The organism is Oryzihumus sp. (assembly GCF_036391795.1).
Taxonomy (GTDB): domain Bacteria; phylum Actinomycetota; class Actinomycetes; order Actinomycetales; family Dermatophilaceae; genus Oryzihumus.
In genome coordinates this window covers 1-22,473 of record NZ_DASVZH010000277.1, presented here as the reverse complement: position 1 = coordinate 22,473, position 22,473 = coordinate 1, and the positions used below count along the sequence as shown (strand labels likewise).

The 22,473-nt window shown below is 70.7% G+C and carries 35 protein-coding genes and 1 pseudogene; 17 read left to right on the top strand and 19 right to left on the bottom strand.

Translation table 11 applies throughout. The features are described 5' to 3' along the window. The 3 genes from VF825_RS17210 to VF825_RS17200 form a co-directional block, all read left to right on the top strand. On the top strand, positions 1 to 838 hold an 838-nt coding region (locus VF825_RS17210; RefSeq protein WP_331115627.1), incomplete at its 5' end, for a CoA transferase. A gap of 92 nt (positions 839 to 930) precedes the next feature. After that, positions 931 to 1,293, top strand: coding sequence for a cupin domain-containing protein (locus VF825_RS17205; RefSeq protein WP_331115625.1), 363 nt, complete (start codon positions 931 to 933; stop codon positions 1,291 to 1,293). A 167-nt stretch (positions 1,294 to 1,460) separates the two neighbouring features. Further along, positions 1,461 to 1,910, top strand: coding sequence for a nuclear transport factor 2 family protein (locus VF825_RS17200; RefSeq protein WP_331115623.1), 450 nt, complete (start codon positions 1,461 to 1,463; stop codon positions 1,908 to 1,910). A 25-nt stretch (positions 1,911 to 1,935) separates the two neighbouring features. Here VF825_RS17200 and VF825_RS17195 read toward each other — a convergent pair whose 3' ends face one another. Further along, entirely contained in the window at positions 1,936 to 2,256 is a 321-nt protein-coding gene (locus VF825_RS17195; protein ID WP_331115621.1) for a GYD domain-containing protein, read from the bottom strand. A gap of 179 nt (positions 2,257 to 2,435) precedes the next feature. Here VF825_RS17195 and VF825_RS17190 point away from each other — a divergent pair, with 179 nt between their 5' ends. Both VF825_RS17190 and VF825_RS17185 read left to right on the top strand, forming a co-directional pair. Beyond that, positions 2,436 to 2,879, top strand: coding sequence for a helix-turn-helix transcriptional regulator (locus VF825_RS17190; protein WP_331115619.1), 444 nt, complete (start codon positions 2,436 to 2,438; stop codon positions 2,877 to 2,879). A 43-nt stretch (positions 2,880 to 2,922) separates the two neighbouring features. After that, positions 2,923 to 3,351 carry a VOC family protein gene (locus tag VF825_RS17185; protein WP_331115617.1) on the top strand — a complete coding sequence of 143 codons (429 nt, stop codon included), beginning with the start codon at positions 2,923 to 2,925 and terminating at the stop codon, positions 3,349 to 3,351. A gap of 70 nt (positions 3,352 to 3,421) precedes the next feature. Here VF825_RS17185 and glpK read toward each other — a convergent pair whose 3' ends face one another. Then, positions 3,422 to 4,939 carry a glycerol kinase GlpK gene (gene glpK / locus VF825_RS17180; protein ID WP_331115615.1) on the bottom strand — a complete coding sequence of 506 codons (1,518 nt, stop codon included), beginning with the start codon at positions 4,937 to 4,939 and terminating at the stop codon, positions 3,422 to 3,424. 70 nt (positions 4,940 to 5,009) lie between these two features. Beyond that, on the bottom strand, positions 5,010 to 5,189 hold the full coding sequence (locus VF825_RS17175) for a hypothetical protein (RefSeq protein WP_331115631.1): 180 nt from the start codon (positions 5,187 to 5,189) through the stop codon (positions 5,010 to 5,012). A gap of 6 nt (positions 5,190 to 5,195) precedes the next feature. Between VF825_RS17175 and VF825_RS17170 the strand changes: the two genes are divergently transcribed. After that, positions 5,196 to 6,152 carry a carbon-nitrogen hydrolase family protein gene (locus VF825_RS17170; RefSeq protein ID WP_331115629.1) on the top strand — a complete coding sequence of 319 codons (957 nt, stop codon included), beginning with the start codon at positions 5,196 to 5,198 and terminating at the stop codon, positions 6,150 to 6,152. A gap of 30 nt (positions 6,153 to 6,182) precedes the next feature. Here the strand turns inward: VF825_RS17170 and VF825_RS17165 are convergent, their stop codons facing one another. Then, positions 6,183 to 6,944 carry an alpha/beta hydrolase gene (locus VF825_RS17165; protein ID WP_331115613.1) on the bottom strand — a complete coding sequence of 254 codons (762 nt, stop codon included), beginning with the start codon at positions 6,942 to 6,944 and terminating at the stop codon, positions 6,183 to 6,185. Between the two features lie 149 nt (positions 6,945 to 7,093). Between VF825_RS17165 and VF825_RS17160 the strand changes: the two genes are divergently transcribed. Continuing rightward, positions 7,094 to 7,288, top strand: a complete 195-nt coding sequence (locus VF825_RS17160; protein WP_331115611.1) for a hypothetical protein — start codon at positions 7,094 to 7,096, stop codon at positions 7,286 to 7,288. A 36-nt stretch (positions 7,289 to 7,324) separates the two neighbouring features. Here VF825_RS17160 and VF825_RS17155 read toward each other — a convergent pair whose 3' ends face one another. Beyond that, positions 7,325 to 8,173, bottom strand: a complete 849-nt coding sequence (locus tag VF825_RS17155; protein ID WP_331115609.1) for a helix-turn-helix domain-containing protein — start codon at positions 8,171 to 8,173, stop codon at positions 7,325 to 7,327. Positions 8,174 to 8,233: 60 nt separating this feature from the next. Here VF825_RS17155 and VF825_RS17150 point away from each other — a divergent pair, with 60 nt between their 5' ends. Continuing rightward, on the top strand, positions 8,234 to 8,620 hold the full coding sequence (locus VF825_RS17150; RefSeq protein ID WP_331115607.1) for a VOC family protein: 387 nt from the start codon (positions 8,234 to 8,236) through the stop codon (positions 8,618 to 8,620). Positions 8,621 to 8,662: 42 nt separating this feature from the next. Here the strand turns inward: VF825_RS17150 and VF825_RS17145 are convergent, their stop codons facing one another. Continuing rightward, positions 8,663 to 9,133, bottom strand: a complete 471-nt coding sequence (locus tag VF825_RS17145) for a hypothetical protein (RefSeq protein ID WP_331115605.1) — start codon at positions 9,131 to 9,133, stop codon at positions 8,663 to 8,665. Between the two features lie 70 nt (positions 9,134 to 9,203). Here VF825_RS17145 and VF825_RS17140 point away from each other — a divergent pair, with 70 nt between their 5' ends. Continuing rightward, entirely contained in the window at positions 9,204 to 9,491 is a 288-nt protein-coding gene (locus VF825_RS17140) for a DUF1905 domain-containing protein (RefSeq protein WP_331115603.1), read from the top strand. Positions 9,492 to 9,500: 9 nt separating this feature from the next. Here the strand turns inward: VF825_RS17140 and VF825_RS17135 are convergent, their stop codons facing one another. After that, complete coding sequence (locus VF825_RS17135) at positions 9,501 to 10,466, bottom strand: helix-turn-helix transcriptional regulator (RefSeq protein WP_331115601.1); 966 nt, start codon at positions 10,464 to 10,466, stop codon at positions 9,501 to 9,503. Between the two features lie 61 nt (positions 10,467 to 10,527). On the opposite strand from VF825_RS17135, the gene VF825_RS17130 reads away from it, so the two are divergent. Together VF825_RS17130 and VF825_RS17125 are read left to right on the top strand one after the other, a co-directional pair. Further along, a complete protein-coding gene (locus tag VF825_RS17130; RefSeq protein WP_331115598.1) occupies positions 10,528 to 11,085 on the top strand; it encodes a DUF664 domain-containing protein in 558 nt (185 codons plus the stop codon). After that, positions 11,082 to 11,714: a GNAT family N-acetyltransferase gene (locus tag VF825_RS17125; protein WP_331115596.1), complete on the top strand. Its 633-nt coding sequence runs from the start codon at positions 11,082 to 11,084 to the stop codon at positions 11,712 to 11,714. Before VF825_RS17130 ends, VF825_RS17125 begins: the two co-directional genes overlap by 4 nt. Before the next feature lie 3 nt (positions 11,715 to 11,717). Here the strand turns inward: VF825_RS17125 and VF825_RS17120 are convergent, their stop codons facing one another. Both VF825_RS17120 and VF825_RS17115 read right to left on the bottom strand, forming a co-directional pair. Then, positions 11,718 to 12,281 carry a cysteine hydrolase family protein gene (locus VF825_RS17120; protein ID WP_331115594.1) on the bottom strand — a complete coding sequence of 188 codons (564 nt, stop codon included), beginning with the start codon at positions 12,279 to 12,281 and terminating at the stop codon, positions 11,718 to 11,720. A 61-nt stretch (positions 12,282 to 12,342) separates the two neighbouring features. Then, on the bottom strand, positions 12,343 to 12,540 hold the full coding sequence (locus VF825_RS17115; RefSeq protein WP_331115592.1) for a hypothetical protein: 198 nt from the start codon (positions 12,538 to 12,540) through the stop codon (positions 12,343 to 12,345). A gap of 110 nt (positions 12,541 to 12,650) precedes the next feature. Between VF825_RS17115 and VF825_RS17110 the strand changes: the two genes are divergently transcribed. Next, positions 12,651 to 12,977, top strand: coding sequence for a hypothetical protein (locus VF825_RS17110; protein WP_331115590.1), 327 nt, complete (start codon positions 12,651 to 12,653; stop codon positions 12,975 to 12,977). Between the two features lie 203 nt (positions 12,978 to 13,180). On the opposite strand, the gene VF825_RS17105 is transcribed toward VF825_RS17110, so the two are convergent. Beyond that, a complete protein-coding gene (locus tag VF825_RS17105; RefSeq protein ID WP_331115588.1) occupies positions 13,181 to 13,387 on the bottom strand; it encodes a hypothetical protein in 207 nt (68 codons plus the stop codon). A gap of 343 nt (positions 13,388 to 13,730) precedes the next feature. Here VF825_RS17105 and VF825_RS17100 point away from each other — a divergent pair, with 343 nt between their 5' ends. Both VF825_RS17100 and VF825_RS17095 read left to right on the top strand, forming a co-directional pair. Continuing rightward, complete coding sequence (locus tag VF825_RS17100; RefSeq protein WP_331115586.1) at positions 13,731 to 14,201, top strand: DUF1801 domain-containing protein; 471 nt, start codon at positions 13,731 to 13,733, stop codon at positions 14,199 to 14,201. 139 nt (positions 14,202 to 14,340) lie between these two features. Continuing rightward, positions 14,341 to 14,562 carry a hypothetical protein gene (locus tag VF825_RS17095; RefSeq protein WP_331115584.1) on the top strand — a complete coding sequence of 74 codons (222 nt, stop codon included), beginning with the start codon at positions 14,341 to 14,343 and terminating at the stop codon, positions 14,560 to 14,562. Positions 14,563 to 14,670: 108 nt separating this feature from the next. Here VF825_RS17095 and VF825_RS17090 read toward each other — a convergent pair whose 3' ends face one another. Then, entirely contained in the window at positions 14,671 to 14,865 is a 195-nt protein-coding gene (locus VF825_RS17090) for a hypothetical protein (RefSeq protein WP_331115582.1), read from the bottom strand. 97 nt (positions 14,866 to 14,962) lie between these two features. Continuing rightward, positions 14,963 to 15,619 (bottom strand): hypothetical protein, encoded by a 657-nt coding sequence (locus VF825_RS17085; protein ID WP_331115580.1) that lies wholly within the window; start codon positions 15,617 to 15,619, stop codon positions 14,963 to 14,965. On the opposite strand from VF825_RS17085, the gene VF825_RS17080 reads away from it, so the two are divergent. Beyond that, entirely contained in the window at positions 15,593 to 16,957 is a 1,365-nt protein-coding gene (locus VF825_RS17080; RefSeq protein ID WP_331115578.1) for an MFS transporter, read from the top strand. The genes VF825_RS17085 and VF825_RS17080 overlap by 27 nt on opposite strands. Positions 16,958 to 17,054: 97 nt before the next feature. Here the strand turns inward: VF825_RS17080 and VF825_RS17075 are convergent. Further along, positions 17,055 to 17,498: pseudogene (locus tag VF825_RS17075) on the bottom strand (DUF6448 family protein); the annotation flags it as partial. Positions 17,499 to 17,568: 70 nt separating this feature from the next. Between VF825_RS17075 and VF825_RS17070 the strand changes: the two are divergent. Further along, entirely contained in the window at positions 17,569 to 17,988 is a 420-nt protein-coding gene (locus tag VF825_RS17070) for a hypothetical protein (RefSeq protein WP_331115576.1), read from the top strand. 486 nt (positions 17,989 to 18,474) lie between these two features. Continuing rightward, the gene (locus tag VF825_RS17065; protein ID WP_331115574.1) at positions 18,475 to 18,924 is read left to right on the top strand and encodes a hypothetical protein; all 450 of its coding nucleotides are present in this window, start codon (positions 18,475 to 18,477) and stop codon (positions 18,922 to 18,924) included. 37 nt (positions 18,925 to 18,961) lie between these two features. On the opposite strand, the gene VF825_RS17060 is transcribed toward VF825_RS17065, so the two are convergent. From VF825_RS17060 to VF825_RS17035, 6 genes are all read right to left on the bottom strand, one after another. Then, positions 18,962 to 19,699 carry a hypothetical protein gene (locus VF825_RS17060; RefSeq protein WP_331115572.1) on the bottom strand — a complete coding sequence of 246 codons (738 nt, stop codon included), beginning with the start codon at positions 19,697 to 19,699 and terminating at the stop codon, positions 18,962 to 18,964. A 298-nt stretch (positions 19,700 to 19,997) separates the two neighbouring features. Beyond that, complete coding sequence (locus VF825_RS17055; RefSeq protein WP_331115570.1) at positions 19,998 to 20,360, bottom strand: antibiotic biosynthesis monooxygenase; 363 nt, start codon at positions 20,358 to 20,360, stop codon at positions 19,998 to 20,000. 304 nt (positions 20,361 to 20,664) lie between these two features. Beyond that, positions 20,665 to 21,081: an ATP-binding protein gene (locus tag VF825_RS17050; protein ID WP_331115568.1), complete on the bottom strand. Its 417-nt coding sequence runs from the start codon at positions 21,079 to 21,081 to the stop codon at positions 20,665 to 20,667. 415 nt (positions 21,082 to 21,496) lie between these two features. Then, positions 21,497 to 21,709: a hypothetical protein gene (locus tag VF825_RS17045; protein WP_331115566.1), complete on the bottom strand. Its 213-nt coding sequence runs from the start codon at positions 21,707 to 21,709 to the stop codon at positions 21,497 to 21,499. A gap of 124 nt (positions 21,710 to 21,833) precedes the next feature. Then, positions 21,834 to 22,163, bottom strand: coding sequence for a hypothetical protein (locus VF825_RS17040; RefSeq protein ID WP_331115559.1), 330 nt, complete (start codon positions 22,161 to 22,163; stop codon positions 21,834 to 21,836). 119 nt (positions 22,164 to 22,282) lie between these two features. Continuing rightward, positions 22,283 to 22,473 (bottom strand): hypothetical protein (locus VF825_RS17035; protein WP_331115557.1); only part of this gene is annotated, 191 nt, incomplete at its 5' end.

Here is a 22,473-nt window from a genome sequence, read left to right as displayed (position 1 = left end):
CGTGGCCGGCCGCCGCCTCGTGGAGCGCAGCAGCATCCCGGGCGCCGAGCCGCGAGTGCGCGCCGCCGGCGACCGGCCCGCCGAAGGGCTGCGCGTGCTCGACCTGACCCGGGTCATCGCCGGCCCGGTCTGCACGCGCTTCCTGGGGGCGCTGGGCGCGGACGTGCTGCGGCTCGACCCGCCACACCGCCTCGAGCCGGAGGGCACGTGGGACACCGTGCTGGGCAAGCGCAGCGCCGTCCTCGACGCCCGCACCCGGGAGGGGCTCGACCGGCTGCACGCCCTGCTCGACGAGGCCGACGTCCTCGTGCACGGCTACCGCCCCGGCGCGCTGGACGCGTTCGGCCTGACCCCGGCCGAGCTCGCCGAGCGCCACCCCGGGCTGGCCGTCGTGTCCCTGTCCGCCTGGGGCCCGACCGGCCCGTGGGGCACGCGGCGCGGCTTCGACTCCATCGTCCAGGCGGCCTCCGGGATCGCCGTGGTCGAGGGCGACGAGGGCAGGCCGGGCGCGCTGCCGTGCCAGCTGCTCGACCACGGCACCGGCTACCTCGCGGTCGCCGCCGTGCTCGAGGCGCTCACCGCGCAGGCCCGGGAGGGCGGCACCCAGGTCCGCGAGCTGGCCCTCGCCCGCACCGCCCAGTGGCTGCTCGGGCAGCCCCGCCCGGAGCCGGCCGGCCCGCTGCCGGCCGACGTCGAGGAGGTGGACGCGTGGCTGCGGCCGGTGGAGTCCCCGCAGGGCCGGCTGGACGTCGTCGCGCCGGTGGGGACGTTCGACGGCAGGCCGCTGGCGTGGCCGCACCGGGTGGGAGGATACGCCGCCGCTGAGCCCGCGTGGTGAGCGGAAACCTACGCGGCACAGCGGTTCCGGTCGGTGCGGCCCGGGTGTAGGACGACACTGTCCCCCACCCCGTCCGACGAGGAGGAGCCATCATGGCCACACTCGAGAAGCACGCCATCGACGCCCCGGACGAGACGCGCAACTTCAAGGCGCACGGCCATGTCGACGTCGTGACGCTGGGCAACTTCACGATCGGGAAGGAGATCTTCGAGCCCGGCTGGAGATGGTCCGACGACGTGAAGCCGATCGCCGGCACCGAGATGTGCATGGTCCACCACACCGGCGTCTGCGTCTCCGGGCACATGACGATCCACCACCAGGACGGCACCGAGCTGGCCGTCGGCCCCGGCGACGTCTTCGACCTCCAGCCCGGGCACGACGCCTGGGTCGACGGCGCCGAGCCGTGCGTCATGTGGGACACCGGTGTGAAGCCGTACGCCAAGCCCGCCGGCTGATCCCGCCCCGGACGTATGCCGTGCCCTCACAGGGGCACGGCCGCAACCTGAGCCGAGGCTGTGACTGTCCGCAACCGCCTGACCGGGTGAGCGCCGCGGGGCTACCGTGCTGGTCTGCCTTGGCCCGCGGCAGGAAGCGGGCACGATGGTCAGGGGGGAGCGTGCCCATGGAGGTGCCAGAGGTCACCCGGCTGGTCCACGACGTCTATGCCGCCATGCGCAGTGGCGACGCCGACCGGATGGGCGAGCTGCTGTCGGAGGACGTGTCCACGGTGATCGGGGTCAACGACGCCATCATCTGGAACGGCTACAAGGAGGCGTGCGCCGGTTTCGCCTCGCGCTTCGCCGACGGGCTCGGTCTCGACGTGCGCGAGAGCGGCGAGCTGCAGGTGCACCGTCTCGACGACGTCTGCTGGTTCGACGACCGGCCGCTGCTCGGTGCCGGCAGCGACGCGTGGGTGCTCGGGCGCTTCACGGGGGTCGTGCGGCTCGAGGCGGACGGGCAGTGGCGGGTGGTCCAGTGGCACGCCTCCCTCGGCACCCCGGTCCAGGACATCGACATCGCGCTGCCGCTGCGCCGCGTCGTCACGCCCATGGCTGCGCCAGGCCCCCAGTAGCACCGGGGACCTGGCGCGTGCTGGGTCAGCGTCCCGGCGGGACGTACGTCACCGAGACGTGCGACGCCTCGTCGACCTCCTCGGGGGTGAGCAGGACGACGGTGCGCACGTGCGTGGTGCCCGCGCCGTTGATGGCCAGCGCGAGCGCCGCGGCCGTCTTGTGGTCCGGCAGGTCGGTGATCGCGTAGACGTCGTCCTCGCCGAACGCGAAGTCAAAGGACACCAGGCGACCGCCGACGTCGGCGCACGACTTCTCGATGGCCGTCCGCCTGGCCACGCCGCCGGCAGACGCCACCCCCTTGGCACCCTCGGGCTGGTACTGGGCGATGTACATGTATCGCGGCACGACAACCTCCTCTGGCCGTCCCCGGGCGGGACCGTCCCCGGATGGGGACCCCTGCACGATCGCCCGCGGCTTCGCCCGGCCACACCCTCCCCGCGGGATGAACCTCGCCCGTGTCGGCAGGGCGGTGAAGCCGGGGAAGCCGGGGACGGCGGGCGACTGGCGCGGCATACTTGCTGGTCATGGTGGCTGTCCCGCCGGTCCGGCACCTGACCAAGGCCAAGGACCTCGCCGACGCGCGCTACGTCGAGCCGATCACGGTCGACGACATGGCCCGCGCCGCGGGGCTGTCCCGCGCCCACTTCAGCCGCGAGTTCCGCCGGGCGTTCGGCGAGTCGCCGCACCAGTACCTGCTGACCCGCCGCCTCGAACGCGCGGCCGCGATGCTGCGCAGCACCGACCGGTCGGTCGCCGACATCTGCATGCTCGTCGGGCTGGAGAGCGTCGGGTCGTTCACGACGAGCTTCACCCGCACCTTCGGGGAGTCGCCGACCGCCTACCGCCGGCGCCACCCCGACCCCATGGTCTACGCCCGGGTGCCGACCTGCGTGATGCGGGCCTACAGCCGCCCGCAACGCAGCACGTTTGGAGAAGACGCGGCGCCGACCGCGGACCTAGCGTCGTGAGCATCCAGTCAGGACAACGACATCCACCACCCGGGGAGACATCATGATCAAGCTCAGCACCGCCCAGCTGTGGGTCCACGACCAGGACGCGGCACTCGACTTCTGGACCCGCAAGGTCGGCTTCGAGGTCCGTGAGGACGTCACCGTCCCGGAGATGGGCAACTTCCGCTGGCTCACGGTCGGCCCCGTCGGCCAGCCGGACATCGCCGTGGTGCTCATGGCGATCCCGGGGCCGCCCATGATCGACGCCGGCACCCAGGGCGAGATCGCCAACCTCATGGGCAAGGGCTTCGCCGGCACCCTCTTCCTCACCACCGAGGACTGCCAGGCCTCCTACGAGGAGCTCAGCAGCCGCGGCGTGGAGTTCACCGAGAAGCCCGAGGAGCGGCCCTACGGCATCGACTGCGGCTTCCGCGACCCGTCCGGCAACTCGGTCCGGCTCACCCAGGTCCGGCAGATGGCCACGGTCTGAGCCACCCGGCACACCCGAAGGAGGCCGTCCCGGGGACGGCCTCCTTCGCGGGTATCGCGGCTGGCCGGGTTCAGTCGACGTCCACCCAGTCCAGGGTGCGGCCGATGGCCTTGGTCCAGCCGGCGTAGCCCTCCGCGCGCTGGTCCTCGGACCACTGCGGCTCCCAGCTGCGCTCCTCCTGCCAGTTCTCGCGCAGCTCGTCGGTGGTCGACCAGAAGCCGGTGGCCAGCCCGGCAGCGTAGGCCGCGCCGAGCGCGGTGGTCTCGGCGACGACCGGCTTGGACACCGGCACGCCGAGGATGTCGGCCTGCAGCTGCATGCAGAGCGCGTTGGCCGTGACGCCGCCGTCGACCTTGAGCACATCCAGGCGCACCCCGGAGTCCTTCTCCATCGCCTTGACGACGTCGAGGCTCTGGTAGCAGATCGACTCCAGCGTGGCCCGGGCCAGGTGGGCGTTGGTGTTGTAGCGGGACAGCCCGACGATCGCGCCGCGGGCATCGGAGCGCCAGTGCGGGGCGAACAGGCCGGAGAACGCGGGCACGAAGTACATCCCGCCGCTGTCCTGCACCTGCGCGGCGAGCTGCTCGACCTCGGCGGCGCCGCTGATGATGCCGAGCTGGTCGCGCAGCCACTGCACCGCCGACCCGGTCACCGCGATGCTGCCCTCGAGGGCGTAGACCGGGCGGTCCTTGCCGAGCTGGTAGGCCACCGTGGTGAGCAGGCCGGACTGTGACCGGACGATCTCGGTGCCGGTGTTGAGCAGCATGAAGTTGCCGGTGCCGTAGGTGTTCTTGGCCTCGCCGGGGGCGAAACAGACCTGGCCGACCGTGGCGGCCTGCTGGTCGCCGAGGTCGCCGGCGAGGGCGATGCCCTCCGGGATCGCGCTGCGCCCCGAGGTGCGGCCGTAGAGGTCGGGGTCGGAGGAGGGGCGGATGTCCGGCAGCATCGAGCGGGGGATGTCGAAGAAGGACAGCAGCTCCTCGTCCCAGTCCAGGGTCTCGAGGTTCATCAGCATGGTGCGGCTGGCGTTGGTGACGTCGGTGACGTGGACGCCGCCGTGGGCGCCTCCGGTGAGGTTCCACAGCAGCCAGGTGTCGGTGTTGCCGAAGATCGCGTCACCGCGCTCGGCGGCCGCGCGCACCCCCTCGACGTTCTCCAGGACCCACTGGATCTTGCCGGCGGAGAAGTACGTCGCCGGCGGCAGGCCCGCCTTGCGCCGGATCACGTCGCCGCGGCCGTCCCGGTCCAGGGCCGAGGCGATCCGGTCGGTGCGGGTGTCCTGCCAGACGATCGCGTTGTAGTAGGGCCGCCCGGTCCGGCGGTCCCACACCACGGTGGTCTCGCGCTGGTTGGTGATCCCGAGCGCGGCCAGGTCCGTGGCGGAGAGGTTGTGCCGGGACATCGCGGTGCCGATGACGGTCTGCGTGCGCTCCCAGATCTCCAGCGGGTTGTGCTCCACCCACCCGGCCCGTGGCATGACCTGCTCGTGCTCGAGCTGGTGCTTGCCCACCTCGCGCCCGGCGTGGTCGAAGATCATGAAGCGCGTGCTGGTCGTGCCCTGGTCGACGGCGCCGACGAACTCCGGCATGGGTGCTCCTTCCCGAGGGTGCACCCCATCCTCGCGCGATCCCGCCGCCGAGGGCGAGGCCAGCCGGGCGTCAGTCGCGGCGGCGGTGGCGCAGGTGGCCGACGGTCACCATCAGGCCGAGCGCGGTGCCGAACACGAGCACGAGCAGACCGAAGCCTTCGGCGACGCCGATGGCGTGGTGCGGGCCGGGGTTGCCCAGCTGGGGAAGCGTGAGCACGGCGTGCTGCAGGGTGGTCATGGTGCGGGGCATCGGCCCATGATGCGCCCCGGACCTGTGCGTGCGGACGGCGGTGCACCCTCGACCGACGTCGCGGGCTCCTGGCCGCGAAAAGAGCCCGACACCCACGCGATGTCGGTCGAGGGACCGTGCCGACGATCATCGCGACGGTTTCGACGCGAAAAGCGCCCGAACCCGTCACCACGATCGTCGCTCCCGACACCGTCCCTCCGGTGGTGCAGATGCTCCAGCTGTCCGGCAGCAGGCAGCCGCGGCATCGGCTTGACTGTCCGGATGCGCGTGGCGTGCTTCCAGTCCGGGGTCGGTGGGCTCCTCCCCGCAGGTGAGTGGAGTCGTGTCCTCCGGGAATGCGGTGCCAGAGGCGTCGATCTTCTGGTGACCCCGGAGTTCGGAGTGGGCGGGCTGCCGCACACGGCGGCGGCTGCGGAGGAGCGTGCTGTGGACGACCCGGAGTCGCTCCTGCCCTTGGCTGAGGGTTCTGCGCCCGGGATGACGGTGGTGCTCGGGTTCACGGAGCGGACCGATGTGGGGCTGCACAGCTCTGCCGCGGTGCTCCGGGACGGCGGGGTGCTGACCATCGTCCGCAAGCGGCATCCTCGGGAACCCGGGCTCGTGGCCGGTGGCGAGTCGTCCGTCGTCGAGGTGGCCGCCATGGGCGTGGGGGTGCTGGTCTGCGCCGACGCCACCCGTCCGGAACCGGCCCGGAGCCTCGTCGCCGGTGGCGCGGGGCTGCTGGCGTGCTTGCTCAACAACGACATGAGCGAGGCGAACGCGGCCCGGTGGCAGCGACCCACGCACGAGGCGCTCGCCGACCGGGCCCGGGAGAACGGCTGCTGGGTGGTCTCCGCTGACGTCGCCGGGACGTCCCCGGGACGGCGGGCCCTGGCGGCCACTCGCATCGTCCGTCCGGACGGCAGCCTGCTCGCCACCGTCCCACCACAGCCCGGCCGACTCCTGGTCCGCGACCTGGCGTGACACCCGGGCCGTTCCCGCGGAGGCAGCAGCTCAGTCGAGGAAGGCCGCCAGGATCGGCAACAGCAGGTCGGCCCGCCGGGTGACCGTCATGTGCGTCGTCGCGGGCAGCACGGCCAGGTGCGAGCCCGGGATGAGGTGCTGCATCAGAGCGGCGTGCTCGATGGTGACGAAGTCGTGGTCGCCCTGCACGATCAGCGTCGGCGCGGTGATGCCGGCGAGCTGCTCGTCCGACCACCCGCGCAGGTCCGCCGCCGACCGGGACAGCGACGCGAGGAAGTCCTCGAAGTGCTCCGGGTGCGGCGACAGGCGCAGGTAGACGTCGCGGAAGTCGGCGAAGTCCTGCTGGGTCGGCATCCGGGTCGAGGTGGCAAAGCGCGACGGGTCGCTGAGGTCCTCGTGCATGCCGTCGGGGCGCACGCTGGCCGAGACCGGCACGACCGAGCGCACGCGCGTCGGGTGGTTGACCGCGAGCTCCAGCGTGACCGCGCCGCCCAGGCTGTGCCCGAGGACGTGCGCGCGCTCGATGCCCAGGTGGTCCAGCAGCGCGACGACGTCACCGGCGAGGGCGGCTGGCGTGATCTCGCGGTCGATGTCGGCGGTGCGGCCGTGGCCCTGCATCTCGACACCGATGACCTCGTGGCGCTGCGCCAGCGTGGGGATGAGCTCGCCGAAGTTCAGGTCGATCGTCAGCATCCCGCCGTGCAGCAGGACCAGCGGCGTGCCGGAGCCGTGCCGCTCGTAGTACAGGTGCAGGCCGTTGACGTCGGCGTAGCCGCTGTCGGTGATGGTCATGTGGGCATCCTCCCCGGTATCGCGTGGCGCCGCCGCCTTCCGGCGCGCCTCACCCGTACGTCGTGCAGGTGGGCGCCAGATCGACACCGGCGGTGGGGGATTCCGGGCGTACCGTCGAGGTGTCGGGGTGAACACGAGAGGTGAGGGAAGTGGGCACCGTGAACGCGAGTGCCGACCATGAGGGGCTGTCCTGGGGATACCGGCTGCTCTACCGCATCAAGGTCATCGGCCTGTCGATCTTCGGGCCGGCGCAGCTGGACGACCGCGACGACCCGCGCTCGCGGCTGAGGCGGGAGCGCGAGGCGAAGGTGGAGTCGGCCCGTCGCAAACGCCTCGAGCGCTAGCCCGGTGCACCAGGCCCGCGTCAGCGCCGGCTGCCCTCAGCGCCGGCTGCGGTAGTGGCTGGGCGGGACCCCCACCAATGCCGTGAAGTCACGGATGAAGTGGGCCTGGTCGTACCAGCCGTGGGCGTGGGCGAGGTCCGCGAGCGACCCGGTCCACCCGCCGTCGAGGGCGCTGACCGCGTCGTGCAGGCGGTAGCGGGCCAGCACCCACTTCGGCCCGACGCCGATGTAGTGGTGGAACAGGCGCTGGAGCCCGCGGGAGGAGATGTCGTGCCGGTCCTCGAGCTGGGCGACCTGGACGATGCTGCGGTCGGTGAGCATGCCGTCGAGGACGGTCAGCAGCCGGTCGTAGCGCTCATCGGCCCGGTGCTCCGGGTCGACGAACGACGTCAGCGCCCCCTCGACCAGGGCGACGCACTCCTCCGCGGCCCGGTCCGGGCCGACCTGCTCCAACCTGTCCACGACGCTGTCGGGCACGGCCGCGCGGGCCGGGAGCACCGCGTCGCGCCACGGTCGGGCGGACTGCCCGGTGAGCGAGGCCAGGCCGCCGGGGCGGAACTTCACGCCGAGGACCCACGCCCGTCCGGTGAGGGCGACGTCGAAACGGCGGGTCACCACACCCGTGAGGACGACCGGCTGCCCTCGCGTCTCGGACCGCGGGTTGCCCCACTCGACGCTGAGCGTGCACGCCGGGTGGGGCAGCACCTGGCTCGTGTGGGTCGTCCCCGGCGGCAGGTCCCACCCCAGCACCCAGTAGTTCTCGACCCAGCGCTGCAGAGCCGGCCCCGCGGCATACCGCTCCAGGGTCGTGCGCTGCGCGAGCTGCTCCGGACGCAGGATCCCCGCCGTCGTCGACGTCGGTGTCGCGTTTGTCCAATCGCCCATACGGGGGATCGTAGGAGCGTGGCCGGACACCTGGTCCGCACCGTGAGGAGAGCTCCCGCCATGGCCACGCCGCACCCTGTCGCCACCCTGAAGATGGTCACCCTCGACTGCGGTGACCCCGGCCCGAGCGCCACCTTCTGGAGTGCGCTGCTCGGCTGGGAACAGGCCTACGGCGACGACAACTACGCGATGCTCACCGGACCGGAGCACGCGCTCGGGTTCGGGCGGGTGGAGGGCTACCGGGCTCCGGAGTGGCCGAACCCCCACGGGACCAAGCAGTTCCACCTCGACCTTGCCGTGGACGACCTCGACGCCGCCGAGCAGGCGTGCCTCGACCTCGGTGCGACCCTGCCGGAGGAGCAGCCGGGTGAGGGTCGGTGGCGGGTGCTGCTGGACCCGGCCGGCCACCCGTTCTGCCTCACCCGGGCCGACGCCTGGGGCGGCTGACCCGCCCCGGCGCCGGAGCCGGGTCCGCGCCGCCCGGCGCGGTCAGCCGTGCGTGTCCAGCCGGGGGTCGGGGACGAGCAGGTCCGGGCTGACGCCCTGGGCGGCCATGTAGTCCTGCGCCGCCTGCAGCTCGGTCAAGGTCAGCTCGAACCATGGTGCCGTGCCCTGGTCGACGGTGTCGTAGGCGACCGGCCCGTCGTGGGTGGTCCCGACGACGTAGTCGGCGTACGGGGCCACGGCCAGGGCCAGCGCGAGCTCCCGGCTGTCCGCGGGGACGAGGTCGGCGCAGACCGAGGTCCGGCGCAGGGGTGAGAGCCGACGGCGCCGGGGAAGCAGCGCGGTGACGGCCTTCGCCACCTCGGGCGGCCACGGGCCACGACCGGGGATCCCGAGGCTGACGATCTCCAGGCGCTCGACCAGGGCCAGGAGCGCCCCGCGGTGGGCGGCGTCCACGGCGGCGCGGGGCGCGCCGGGCGCGACGGTGTATGCCGCGGTGTCCCCCCTGAGCGTCACCCGGCGATGATGACGTAGCAGGTCAGGCGTTTGTGGCGTTTTGCCGAGGTCGGGCCCCTAGCCTGAGCCCATGGACCTGGAGTTCCGCGGCGAGATGTGGTTCTGGAAGGGTCCCGCGCCATGGCACTTCATCACGGTGCCCGAGGACGGCTGCGACGCGCTGGAGGAGAGCGCCGCGCTCGTCAGCTACGGCTGGGGGATGATCCCGGTCGCCGCCCGGATCGGCGAAACCCGTTGGCGCACCGCACTGTTCCCCAAGGACGGGCGCTACGTCGTGCCGGTGAAGGCGCACGTGCGCCGGGTCGAAGGGCTCGAGCTGGGCGACGTGGTGACCGTGCGCCTGGACGTCGAGGCCTGAGGCCTCGGCTCAGGGCAGGGGCGCCTCACCGGTGGCGGCCAGCAGCCGCTGCCCGAGGACCCGCGCGGCCTCCTGGACCTCGGGGCACCTCACCACCCGGTATGCCGCGGGCACCGCCGCGAGCTGCTGGGCGTACCAGGCGGGGTTGCTGGTGCTGCCGACGAGGCGACACGTGTGCTCGTCGATCGCCTCGACCCGCCCGAGTGCACGAGGCAGGTAGCGCTGGACGGTCTCCACCGGGGCATCGATGACGACCTCGACGTCGTACTCCCAGCCGACGGCGAGGTGGTCCTCGAGCATGCCCACCGGGTCCAGGTCGGTGGGCGGGGTGACGGTGTCGTCGAGCAGCTCCACGGCGTGCATGCGGTCCACCCGGTAGGCCCGGCGGGCGTGCGCCGTGTGGGAGTGGCACAGCAGGTACCACCGGCCGTGGCGCACGACGACGGCCCACGGGTCGACCTCGACGAGCCACTCCGAGCCGGCCTCGGTGCGGTAGCCCAGGCGCACCCGGCGGCGCTCGGAGCAGGCCCGCACCAGCTCGGTCGTGGTGCCGGGGTCGGGTCGGGCGGCGCCGCGGTCCGGGGCCGGGGCCGTGGTGCGGCGGACGGCCTCGACCTGGGCGGCCACCACCTGCGGGAGCGCCCGGACGATCTTGCCGAGGGCGCTGCCGACCGGGCCGGTGGCGTCGCCGGCGTCGTGGTGGCCGTCGAGCACGGCCATGACCAGACCGAGGGCCTCGGCGGGGCTGAACAGCAGTGGTGGAGGCCGCAGCCCTCGGCCGAGGCGGTAGCCGCCGTAGGGGCCCCGCGTGGACTCGACCGGGATGCCGGCCTCACGCAGGATGCTGACGTAGCGCCGGGCGGCCCGCTCCGACACCCCGAGCCTGGCCCCCAGCCGCTGGGCGCTGATCCCCGGGCTGTCCTGCAGCAGCTGCAGGCACACCAGAGCCCGTGCGGTGGGGTTCGACTCGTCCATTCCCGGAGCGTCTCACGCTTTCCGGAAGCGATACGTCCGCAATGGGTCCTACGGTGACGCCATGACGACCATTGACCCCCCGTGGGAGCCGCCGACCGCCGGCACCGAGGCCGAGCACCTCGCCGCCGCCCTGGACCGGCTGCGCGCCACCTTCCGGTGGAAGGCCGACGGCCTCGACAGCGCCGGGCTGCAGACGCGCATCGGCGCCTCGACGCTGACCCTCGCCGGGCTGCTGAAGCACTTGGCCCTCGTCGAGGACCAGTACTTCACGGCCAGGCTGGGTGGCGAGACGCTGGGGGCGCCGTGGGACGGGGTTGACTGGGATGCCGACCCGGACTGGGAGTTCACCTCGGCCGCGCAGGACAGTCCGGCTGAGCTCTACGCGCTGTACGACGCGGCGGCGCAGCGGTCCCGCGACCGACTCGCTGCCGCCCTGGACGACGGCGGCCTCGACCAGCTCATCGACATGTCCTGGCCCGACGGGCGCCGGGCCAGCCTGCGCAGGATGCTCTGCGACCTGCTCGAGGAGTACGGCCGCCACACCGGACACGCCGACCTGCTGCGGGAGGCCGTGGACGGCCGCGTGGGAGAGGACCCGCCGGGAGACTGGCGCCCGTGAGCGAGCCGTTCCGGGACGAGCAGCTGCGCATCGTCCCCGCCAACGAGGCGTCCTGGGAGGACGTGGCCGCGGTCTTCGGCACCGCCGACTACGCCGGCCAGTGCCGGTGCCAGCGGTTCAAGGTCCGTGGCTGGATCTGGCGCGACTCCACGCTGGAGGAGCGGACCGGGATGCTCCAGGCGCAGACCGCGTGCGGTGAGCCGGACGCCGAGGCGACCAGTGGCCTGGTCGCCTACTGTGAGGACGAACCGGTGGGCTGGGTCGCGGTGGAGCCGCGGACGGCATACCCGAAGCTGCGCACCACGCGCATCCCGTGGACCGGCCGGGACGAGGACAAGGACGATGACGGTGTCTGGGCGGTGACCTGCTTCGTGGTGCGCAAGGGCTTCCGCGGTCGGGGGCTGATGTACCCGCTGGCGCGGGCGACCGTCGACTTCGCCCGCGCGCGGGGCGCCCGGGCCCTCGAGGCGTATCCGATGATCACGCAGCCGGGGAAGGAGATCACCTGGGGCGAGCTGCACGTGGGGGCCCGGCAGGTCTTCGAGGAGGCCGGGTTCGTGCAGGTCAGCCACCCGACGCTGCGCCGGGTGGTCATGCGCGTGGAATTCGACGGCAGCAGCGCGGAGTGACGTCTAGTCCGCGGTGAAGTCGACCTCCGCGGTGGGCGTGACGCTGCCCTTGCGACCCGGGGCGTTGGCCCAGGTCCAGTAGGTGTTCGTGTAGGCGATCGACTGCTCCGGGCTGACCGGGAAGCCCCACTCGCGCAGGTCCTCGGAGGTGTGCGCGTCGGAGACGAGGGTGGCGTCGTAGCCGCGGACCAGGGCCGAGTGCAGGGTGGAGCGGATGCACTCCTCGGTCTGCGCGCCGGCCACGACCAGCCGGCCGATCCCCAGGGCGGACAGGTGCTCCTCGAGGTCGGTGGCCTCGAAGGCATCGGCGTAGGTCTTGGGCACGAGCGGCTCGGACTCGTGGCGCTCGAGCTCGGGGACGTAGGCCCAGGCCTCCGATCCCGGGGTCAGGCCCTCCTCGTCGGAGTGCTGCACCCAGAGGACCGGGACCCGCTCGGCGCGAGCCTTCGCCACGAGGGCCTGGATGTTGGCGACCACCCGGTCGCGTTCGAAGGCGTTGCCGACGATGCCGTTCTGGACGTCGACGACGAGCAGGGCGGTGTGCGGACGGTTCTCCAGGGACGTCATGGCTACCTCCATCGGCTCTTCGTCCGCACTCTAGGGCGGCGCGCCGACAGGGTGGGCTGGGTCAGACGCTCATCGCCCCGGTGTACCCCGGGCAGGTCAGGCCGCCGCTGGCCGTATGTCGCTCCATCGCCTCGGGCGGGAGGGCGGCCAGGGGTGGCGACGGCTCCAGCGCGCGTTCCCGGGCGCCGCGGACGTGGTCGAACAGGACGCTCCAGGCCAGCAGGAGCGCCAGGGCGACGGCGGCCCCTCCCACGAGCATGTCCACCTCCAGTCGTCAGCTGCAGCGACGCACTCCAGTCTCGTCCAGCTTCTGCCGGACGCCAAGGTGCGTTCGGTGCGCGCCTCCCGTGACCGGCATACAGTCGTTGCATGGGGTCGGGATCAGGCTCGGATCGTCGCGCGTCGCTGACGAAGGCACTGGTGGTGATCGCCATCTTCGTGGTGGGGACCCTGGTGGCGCGGCGACTCGGCTACAAGGTGGGCGGCAACGTCGTGGTGCGCTGCCGCCAGGGGCACCTGTTCACCACGCTGTGGATCCCCGGGGTGAAGCTCAAGGCGGTGGACCTCGGCATCGCCAGGGTGCAGTACTGCCCGGTGGGCAAGCACTGGAGCCTCGTGGTGCCGGTGCGGGACGCGGACCTAACGGACGCGGAACGCCAGTTCGCGGCCGCGCACCACGACCTGCGGATCCCCTGACCCGCGCCAGGGCCCATCACGGCGGGAGCCCTGGTCTCGTTGCGGACAGAGCGGTTGCCGCGGTGGGCTGCTCGGATGGCAGCGTGTCTGCGGGCTTGCTGATGGTGGGGGACTTGCGCCGGTGGATCGCGACTTTCGTTGCGAAGGCGGGGTGTCGTGGTGCGGCCCGACTGGCACGCACCACGACACCCGGAGCGTGTGTCCTACTTGGACGGCTGGGGGACCACGCAGGTGACCTTGGGGTTGACGCCGGTGTAGTTCAGCGGACCGGCGACGACCGTGACGGCCACGGTGCTGGCGTGGGCGCAGTTGGCGGCCCCGCTGCTGAAGTAGCCGCGCTGGTAGGTCGCGGCCACTCCGATCAGGAGCCAGAGGACTACGAGGATTGAGCTGCCGGCAGAGACGGCCATGCCACGGATCATGAGGGGGTGCCTTTCAGGGGTAGGCGGTTGGTCCGTGGGACAACGTGCCTCGGGTGCGGAAGTCACGGTGCGCAAGGTGTCGATTCGATACGCCCTTGCGATGGCGTGGCGAAGCCGAGGCACGCCCTGCGGTGTCTGGAGTTAGCCCGCGTTCGCCGCGACCTTCTGACGTTTGGGGGCGTTGGGCGTCGTCACGAGTCCGACTTCGCTCGCCGGGGTCGTCCGCGGTGCCCACGCTGCCACTTCGGTCAGTTTCGGAGAAGCGCTGCCATGACGGCTTCCCAACAATGAGAGTTGTCGCTGACAGGAACTCCAGAGGGGAACACGTGCCATGAAGGACACGCGCAAGTCTGCTACCAGCACCGCAACCAGGGAGTCGTCGGACGGTTTCACGGCAGAGGAACGGGCCGCGATCAAGGACCGCGCCCAGGAGGTGAAGGCGGCCAAGCGCCGGGGCGGCGCGAGCAAGGAGGACGGCGAGCGCGACGTGCTCGCGAAGATCGCCGAGATGTCGGCGCCGGATCGCGAGAGGGCTGAGCGGGTCCATGCGGTCATCACGTCCAGCGCGCCCGACCTCGTGCCGAGGCTCTGGTACGGCATGCCCGCCTATGCCCAGGACGGCAAGGTCCTCTGCTTCTTCCAGAGCGCGGAGAAGTTCAAGTCGAGGTACGCGATGCTCGGCTTCAGCGACCAGGCGGACCTCGACGACGGCGACATGTGGCCGACGTACTTCGCGCTGACCGATCTGACCGCGGCCGTGGAGGAGCGGATCGCCGAGCTCGTGAAGCGCGCGGTGGGCTGAGCCGCCAGCTCTCCAGACGTCCGTCCCCGGTCAGTCGGTAAAGACCGGTAGAAACCGGAGAGCCTCCCGTAGCGTCTCATCGCAGTGGCCACCCTCGCCGAAGGCGGCCGAGCCGGCCTTGACGTGGGGAGTGGTTCGTATGCTGGTGGCCATCGTGGGCACGATCGTGATCGTGTCGGTGTTCTTCCTCATGTGCGCGAGCATCGCCAAGGGGTTGGCGTTCAAGAGCCCGACGCGCGATGGAGACTCCTTCGGCAACCGGCTGGCCGGGCACGGGCCCAACGACGAGATCGCGGAACCCAGGATGCGCGACCGGATCACGCAGGTCCGTGAGTGGGCGCGCCGCGTCAGTCGGCGGTAGCCCCCTCGGGCGTTCGACTCCCTGACGCGCGAGCTCGGTGTACCTGCGGATGGCCGGCAACGGCATACCGGAGCCGCGGAGGACCAGGCACGACTCCACTTTCTCCGTTCAGATCCCGCTGCCGAACCCTTCTGGCCCGGTGCTGTCGCGTCGCACCATCGACTCCGCCTGCGCCTGGGTGTCGGCGTCGGTCAGGGGCCCGTGCCGCCGATCGGCGACGCCTGTGGTGCCGCGCTTCCGGTCGAACCAGAACCCCCAGGCCAGGAGCAGGACCACCACGCCGACCAGCACTGCGATCCACACGTCTGCACCCTTCCGTCGCAGGCTCCGCCGGTCGCCGTCGGCCCCGTAGGCGCCATCATCGCGCCAGCAGATCCTGAAGTCGAGCCTGCCGGGCAGGCTATCGGCGGGTCGGCACCCAGCCGACCGCGAGCCAGGCACGGGCGCCGGGCAGTCTCAGCAGCGCAAGCGGGAGCGCGGCCAGGACGAGGATGCCGGCCCCGATGAGGTCGCTCGTCGCGGTCGCGCTACCGAACAGGTCGACCGTCTCTCCGACACACCCGAGAACGAGCAGCAGCATGAGCGGCAGCGACAGCAGGCGCGGGTCGCGGGCACCGATCAGTCGCGCCGAACCACGCCACAGGATCACAGCGCCCAAAGGAAGCACGGCTCCCAGGGTGAGCACGCCCTTCGCCGCCTGGGCGTCGAGGCTTCGGGTGCCGATCGAGCCCGTGCCGGTGACGAACTCGAACAGCACCAGCGCCGCCACGGCGACGAGGACCACGCCGTACAGCACCGCCAGAGCGACGGCGGCGGTGACCGCCAGCGGTCGATGCATCGTCTCCCCCTCAGGGTCTTGGCCGACGGCAGCCCAGCGCTTCTGGTGTCGATGGCTCAGCGCCGTCGCCCTGCTGGTGAAGGTCCGTCTTTCGGTATATCCGATTGCGCTGGCGTCCGCTGGTGATTCGCCGCGATCCTTCGCGCCGGAAATTGGCGCGACATCTGTCGTCAGTGCCCGGAGAATTCCCGGGTGATTCTCGACGCCGTCCTGCGCCAAGCGCGCCCACCGTCACCTCTGGCCGGACGGCTCTCAGTCCAGTCGCTGCTCTTCGCCCTCGGTGAAGGCACCTTCATGACTGGCTCGGCGGTGTTCTTCACCCAGATCGTCGGGCTGTCCGCCGCCCAGGTCGGTCTCGGCCTGACCTTCGCCGGGATCGCAGCGTTCCTGGCGGCGCTGCCGATGGGCAAGCTGGTCGACCGCTTCGGGCCGAAGAAGATGTGGGCCGTCAGCTCGGCGGGGCAGGCGGCGATGTTCGCGGTGTGGCCCTTCGTCACCGACTTCAAGGGCTACGTCGCCATGGCCGTCGGCATGGAGGTCATCGGCGCCCTCGGCGGCGCCGCGTACGGCGCATACACGATCGACGTCCTGCCGCCCGATGAGCGGGTGAGGTCACGCGCCTACATGTACTCCGCGCTCAACGTCGGCTTCACGCTCGGCTCGCTGCTCGGTGGCTTTGCGCTCGCGTTCCACTCCAACGACGTCCTCCACGCGCTGCCCTGGTTCACCGCCGTGGTCTTCCTGGTCAACGCCACCGCAGTCAGCCGGCTGCCACGGGCCCCGCACGACGAACGCACCCCGGAGGACCGCAAGGTGAAGGTCGCCGGGCCGGGGCCTCTGCGCAATCCCGGCTGGCTCCTCTCGAGCTTCTTCACCGGGGTGTTCTGGACCAACCAGGTGCTGCTCAACGTCGTGATCCCCCTGTGGCTGGTCGAGGAGACCGACGCCCCGCGGGTCCTGCTGGCCTTCCTGTTCGGCACCAACACGGTGATGTGCATCTTCCTGCCGATGGTGGCTGCCCGCGGAGTCAAGGACGTGCGGACCGCGCTGAAGGCGATCCGGATCTCGTCGACCTTCTTCGTGATCTCGTGCCTGATCACGCTGGCGACCCACGACACCATCGGCTGGGTCACGATCGCCCTGGTGTGGCTGGGGCACGTCACCGTGACCGGGGCCGAGCTCTATCTCTCGGCCGCCAACTGGACGTTCGAGGCCGAGCTGATGGACCCGCGTCAGCGGGGCGCCTACCAGGGTGCCGCCGGCCTGAGCAGCACCCTCGGCAAGGTGTGGGCGCCGGCGGTGTACACCTTCCTCGCGATGAACTGGGGTGCCGCCGGCTGGCTGGTGATCGCCGGCATCATCGTGGTGGCCACCATCGGGGTGCACCCGTCGACGCGGCTGGCGCGACGGTTCCTCGAGGAGCACGTCCCCGCCGACGTGTTGGCCGACGCGCGCGCCTCCAGCGCCGAGCCTGAGGACGGTATCGCGGTCGGTCCGCCCTCGCTCATCACCACCGACGAGCCGGTGCCCGATCCCACCCCCGACCCGATCCGCTGAGGTAGCAGGAGGTTCGCGAGCTCCTGCCCGACCTGCGCGCTCGGGGAGGGGGCTCCCGGCTCGATGACGGGAGGGTCGCTCCCGCAGCATGGGACTCTCAGTCCGCGTGGACCTGAAGGGCGTGCACGTGTTGGGCGCCCTCGGCGTGGCTTGCGGCGTGCAGTGCCTGGAAGAGGTGGTGGCTGTAGACCTCGAAGCCGAGCATCGCTTCGACGTAGCGTCGCTCGTCCTGAAGCGACTGATCCCGGTGGGCCGCCAGCTTGTCCACGGCCTCGAGGCCGCTCCGCAGCTCGTTGCGCAGGTCCGCTGCCAGGAAGTCGGCGAGCATCTCGGCGGAGTGGTCCTCGAGGGCGCGTTCGGCAAGGGGGATGGCCGGGCCGACGGACAGCCCGGCGGGCTTCAGACCTGTGCATGGCGCCCCCTCGCCCGCGCGGTGGATGCGGACCACCGTTTCAAAGAAGGCCAGGTCGGCCACTTCGCGAGCTTGCGGGCCGAGGTCGCGGACGGGTAGTGCTCGCTGGAAGGCAACCCGGACCTCGTCCTCGCCCTCGGGCCGCTGTCAGGGGCGAAGGTCATTGGCTGCGTGGTACCTGCGAGGGGGGAGTCCGAGGGTGGGCGCACTGACCAAGGGAATCGCTTTTGGTGGCCGCACTTTGGTGGTCCGGGAGACAGGCCGCCACGCGCCGTCTGATCATGGGCTTGTGGGAGTTGAGCTGCTCGTGATGCGGGACTGCCCGCATGCGGAAGCGGCGGGGACGGTGCTGGCACGTGCCCTGACCGCTGAGGGTCTGGATCCTCGCTTCACCGTCGTCCTGGTGGACAGCGTTGAAGAGGCGCAGGGGCACGGTTTCGTGGGTTCGCCCTCGTTCATGCTCGACGGGCGCGATCTGTTCCCCAGTCAGGGGGACGTGCCGGCGCTGGCGTGCCGGGTTTACCGGACGGATCGTGGGCTGTCGGGAGTGCCGGATGAGGCGGAGCTGCGGATGGCGCTGAAGCGGGCGCTGGCGGACCAGGCGCCCCGTCGGGAGTGAGGGAGTGTCCAGGCCCGACTGGTGGTCCGACGTGCTGGGGCGACAGGTCGCGACCAAACATCCCGCGCCGGTCGTCGAGGCGATTCCCACCGATCCGGCCCCAAAGGGGAGGAACACGGGCACGGACGGTGTGCCTCGTGCGGGCTCCGGTTCGGGTGTGCCGGCCGCGCCTGCAACTCGCCACACTACGTCCGGTCAGCCCCCGGCCCGCAACCCCCGGGCGCCTCGGGCCACGTGACCACCGACATCGCAGTGTTGGCCGCCATCAGCGTCATGGCGCAGGCTGGACGGGTCGCGGATCAGCTGGGACCAAGCTCTCGATCTTGAGCGACGGGCCGTGATCCGTCTGGTCCCGGACCGAACCGGTCCGAGCTGCGGCCGGCGGCGCTCCGTGGCCTGAAAAGTCTTTGTGCGTTCGCCCGGCGTTTAGGTGCTGCTGAAAGGCTCAGCCCGACGACGCAACGGCGACAAAAGGAGAGCGACCCAATGGGCGTCACCACCACCACGGAGCGCGAGGTTGAGACACGGCCTGCGACAGTTGGTTCAATCAAGTGGTTCAGCGCTGTGAGCGGTTTGGCTGCTCTGGCCGTTCTCCTGCAGGGCCTTTGGGCCGGCCTGTTTCTCGAGCATGACGGTCAGCGCGATGCGGCTGCGGGGTGGATCGATGTGCACGCGCGATGCGGGGAGGTCGCGCTGGTCCTGGCGGCTGTCGCGGCAGTGGTGGCGTGGGTGCGGCTGCGCAACCGCAGGGATCTGCTCGTCGCAAGCTCCGCGCTGGTCGCCCTGCTCGTGCTGGAGTCCTGGCTCGGCGGCCTGATCCGGGACGACGGCCAGGACACCCTGACTGTCGTTCATGTGCCCGTGGCTATGGCCATCATGGGGTTGGCTGTCTGGTTGCCGATCCGTGCCCGCCACCATCGGTCGTCCGTCCGGTAGCGCGATCGGTCCTCCTCCCGGGAGCACCGTGCTGTGGTCAGTTGAGGGGGCAGTTCTGTGACGCGGTGGCGACGGCCTCGTCATACCGCTGCAGTTGTGCGTTGCCGGCCCGCCAGCTCATCTGCCACATCGTCACCGCCTGCGCAGGGGTGATCTGCCCCAGGCGCAGGGCCTCCATGTCCTGGATGTGTTCTGCCCAGGTGAGGACTCCGGCACGGGCCAGCGTCAGTGTTCGGTCGGACCGCTCAAGGGAGGTGTGGCAGGCCTCCAGCTGCTGCACTTGCTCGGGTTGCGCGAACCGGGCCAGGTCCTGCTCCAGCGGCGCGCAGGCCGTCCCCCGGCCGGAGACATAGGCAGCGTCGGCGGTGTTGAACGCGGTCACTGCCTGCATGGCCCCAACCCGGGAACTGGCCCAGAAGCCCTGAGCGACCGACAGGGTGATCTTCCCGGCGACGAGCAGGTTCATTGCCTCAATGTGCTTGCGCCAGAGCGCGAGTGACGTGGCCGCGGAACTCAGGGCCGACTCCTGCCGCAGGTGCGACACCCGGCAGCTGTCCATCGCGTCTGTGATGGCCCGGGCCCGCGCGCTGGCAGCCGGCGTCGTCGATCCAGCTGCCGCTGCTAAGTGGGCCGCCTCTGGCTCGCCCCTCACCTGGACCCAGACGATCGCGATCGCGAGAGCGATCAGGGCGAGGCCTGCCACACGAAGTGGGCGCAGGGCACCAGCCACTATCCGTCGGGGCCGCTCGTGCCTGCCCGCGATGCGCTTGCTCATGACTCACCTGCCAGGGGGCGAACTCCGACGAGTATGACCTCGCGCCGCTGGATACGGAATGCCTGCGAGGAGCCAGGTCACCACGGAAATTGATTAGGTATGCCGTACTCACCCGCCGTGGTCGAAGTGGCATACCTAACCCACGCCCGGCCCGCTGCGAGGCCACCGCGCGAACAGGTTCGTGCCCCCAGTGGGTCGACGATCCGGCGGTGGCACCTTGGCGTCGACCCGGCCGGAAGGACACCCCTCGGGAGCTGCGGCAAAGCCTGGTCTTACTGCTGTCGGACTCAGGGCCGGGTCAGGGCTCGTGGCGCAGGACCGAGGAGCTCATGTCGTAGTCCCGTTCGACCGTCGCGACCCGGACCCGGTAGTCCTCGTACCAGACCTCACGCCCGCGCCGTTGAGCAACGACGTGCGCCGCTACGTCCTTCCACGCACGCGCGGCCTCGTGGTCCGCCCAGTAGGAGACCGTGATTCCAAGGCCATCGCGAGCCTCCTCCATACCCAAGAAGCCAGGCTGCTTCGAAACCAACTCGTTGATCGACTCAGCCATCACCGCATACCCGTTGTCGCCCTCGGTTCGGGTTGAGGTGAAGATGACAGCGACGTACGGGGGTTCGGGAGTGTTCGCGAACGGCGCTTCCGACATGCGGCCGATCATGGCAGAACGTTCAGCGCCGTATCCGCGGGCTCTTAACCCACTTTTCCGATCAGTTCCTGTCCCTGCACGCGGAATGCACGGCGTCGCTCCTCCGTGCGAACTGGGGGAATGCCGGTCGGATGCGACCTTCCGAGCAGGGATCAGCTCACTTGGCGGCGACCAGGATCCGCGACGGTTGGCGGCGTTGCTGTACGAAACGGCTATCCGGGCGGGCCGCTTGATGCGCTGCCGGTTGCAGCTCGGCTTGCCAGACGGCGCGCCGGTCAAGCGCGGGTGCCGTCCTGGGATTCAGGCGGGTGGGCCCTTACGGGAAGTCCTTGTCGATCATGGGGTCAGCGGTGAGCAGGGCCCAGACGGTCTTACCCTTCACGCCGCTGAGTATCACGCCCCATTCGGTGCTCAGGGCGTCGATCAGTCGTAGGCCTCGGCCATCGGTGGCGTGGGGGTCGGTTGCCCACTGGGGCATGACAGTCGATCCGTCCGTCACGCTCAGGTGCAGCTTCTGCGTGCCTGAGGGCGAGAGCCGGACGGTGAAGTCGGTGCCGGCGTGGATCACCGCGTTCGTTGCCAGCTCGCTGAGCACAACCGCGGCTTCGTCGCCCACCGCCTGGAGGCCCCAGAGGTTCAGTGCTTCGCGCAGGAAGTGCCGTGTGTGCGGGACGGAGACCGGCTCTGGTGGCCAGGTTTGTTCCTGTGCCGCTGGGGACGTGTCGATGAACATGATGCATCGCCGTGGGTGGGTTCTTCGTCGGCCCGGCCCTTGGCCACCGCGAAGCAGTGACTGTTCCCTGACTGGGCTCTGACTGTTATCGACAGTACGCCTGATTTGCGGCCCCGGACGTTGCCGGTCGCGGGCTGGACGCGTCGCAGGCCTCCGTGGCCCGAGTTCATGCCATTCTCAGTTAGTCACTCAGCACGACAAGAGGCCGCTTCCCGAACGCTGGGAAGCGGCCTCTGACCCGCGGTTTGGTGGTCGGGGTGACAGGATTTGAACCTGCGGCCTCTTCATCCCGAACGCGCCCCGGGGTTTGGGCGATTTTGGATTCCGTTGCAGGACAGTGCAATTGGGGTCGCCTAGTTCTGGCGCTGGTAGGGGTTTTGCGGGTCTGCGGGCTCGCGGAGGGCTCGCGGACTCTTCAGCTGCGGAGCCGCCGCCACCAGGGACGTGGAGACGAAGACTCCTGTTCCAGGGCTGCCCGAAACGCGGCGTACACATTCCTTGGGATGGATCCGCAGACGTGGTCGGTGATGGTCGCGGCGAGCCACATCACGTCGTCTTCCGACTGCGGAGGGCGTTCGAGGACCGCCTTGTCGTCTAGCCCCTCCCGAACCGTCTTCTCGATGGCCACCCACACACGGTCCATGCCTGTCAGTGTCGCAGTACTCCTGGGCGCCGTCATGCGCTTGTTGGGCAGCGAGGAGGTTGGGGCATGGTTGCTCGGAGGTGACTCGGAGCCGACGCCGGTCCGCCGTTCAGGAAATGAGCCAGTGGATGACCGTCACAACACCGACGATGAAGACAGCCACGGTTGCGAGGAACGCCGCCAGCGAGAGGTAGTTGCCGAGGCGTTCGCCCACGGTGACCTTGGATGGGGCGTGCGTCTGGACTGGCGGCAGGTGACCGTCTGTGAACCAACGTCCGGCGTGCTCCGGCGAGCAGAAGCCGAAGTCCTGGAGGTCGTAGTGGAAGCCTCCGCGCTCACGAGGGCGCTGGCGCTCAACCTCGACCCACAGGCGATCGTCTGGGAGTTGCGCGCTGCACAGAGCGCACATCGTGGGCGGCTCGTCCTCGTTGATGTCCACGCGGCGAGTGTGCCTGTTCCCGGGTGGGAGCTACGACTGATTTCGGTGGCACCCGTAAACCGCGGGAACGGTGCCCGACTTGGCCTTCCGGTGGGCTCTCGGCCGGAACTCTTGCAGGGTCACTCTCGCGGGTCGTCGGCGCTCTCTGCGTGGTGGCCGACCAGGGGCCGCGGGGGCGTGTATGCGGGCGCTTCGGATGCGGGATCGAGTTCTTCAGACTTCCGGTGGAGGACGCGGTTGACGGCTGCGGCCTCGGCAGATGCCAGGAGGAGGGTGGCGGCGATGACGAGTGATGTCCGGTGGGCCAGGA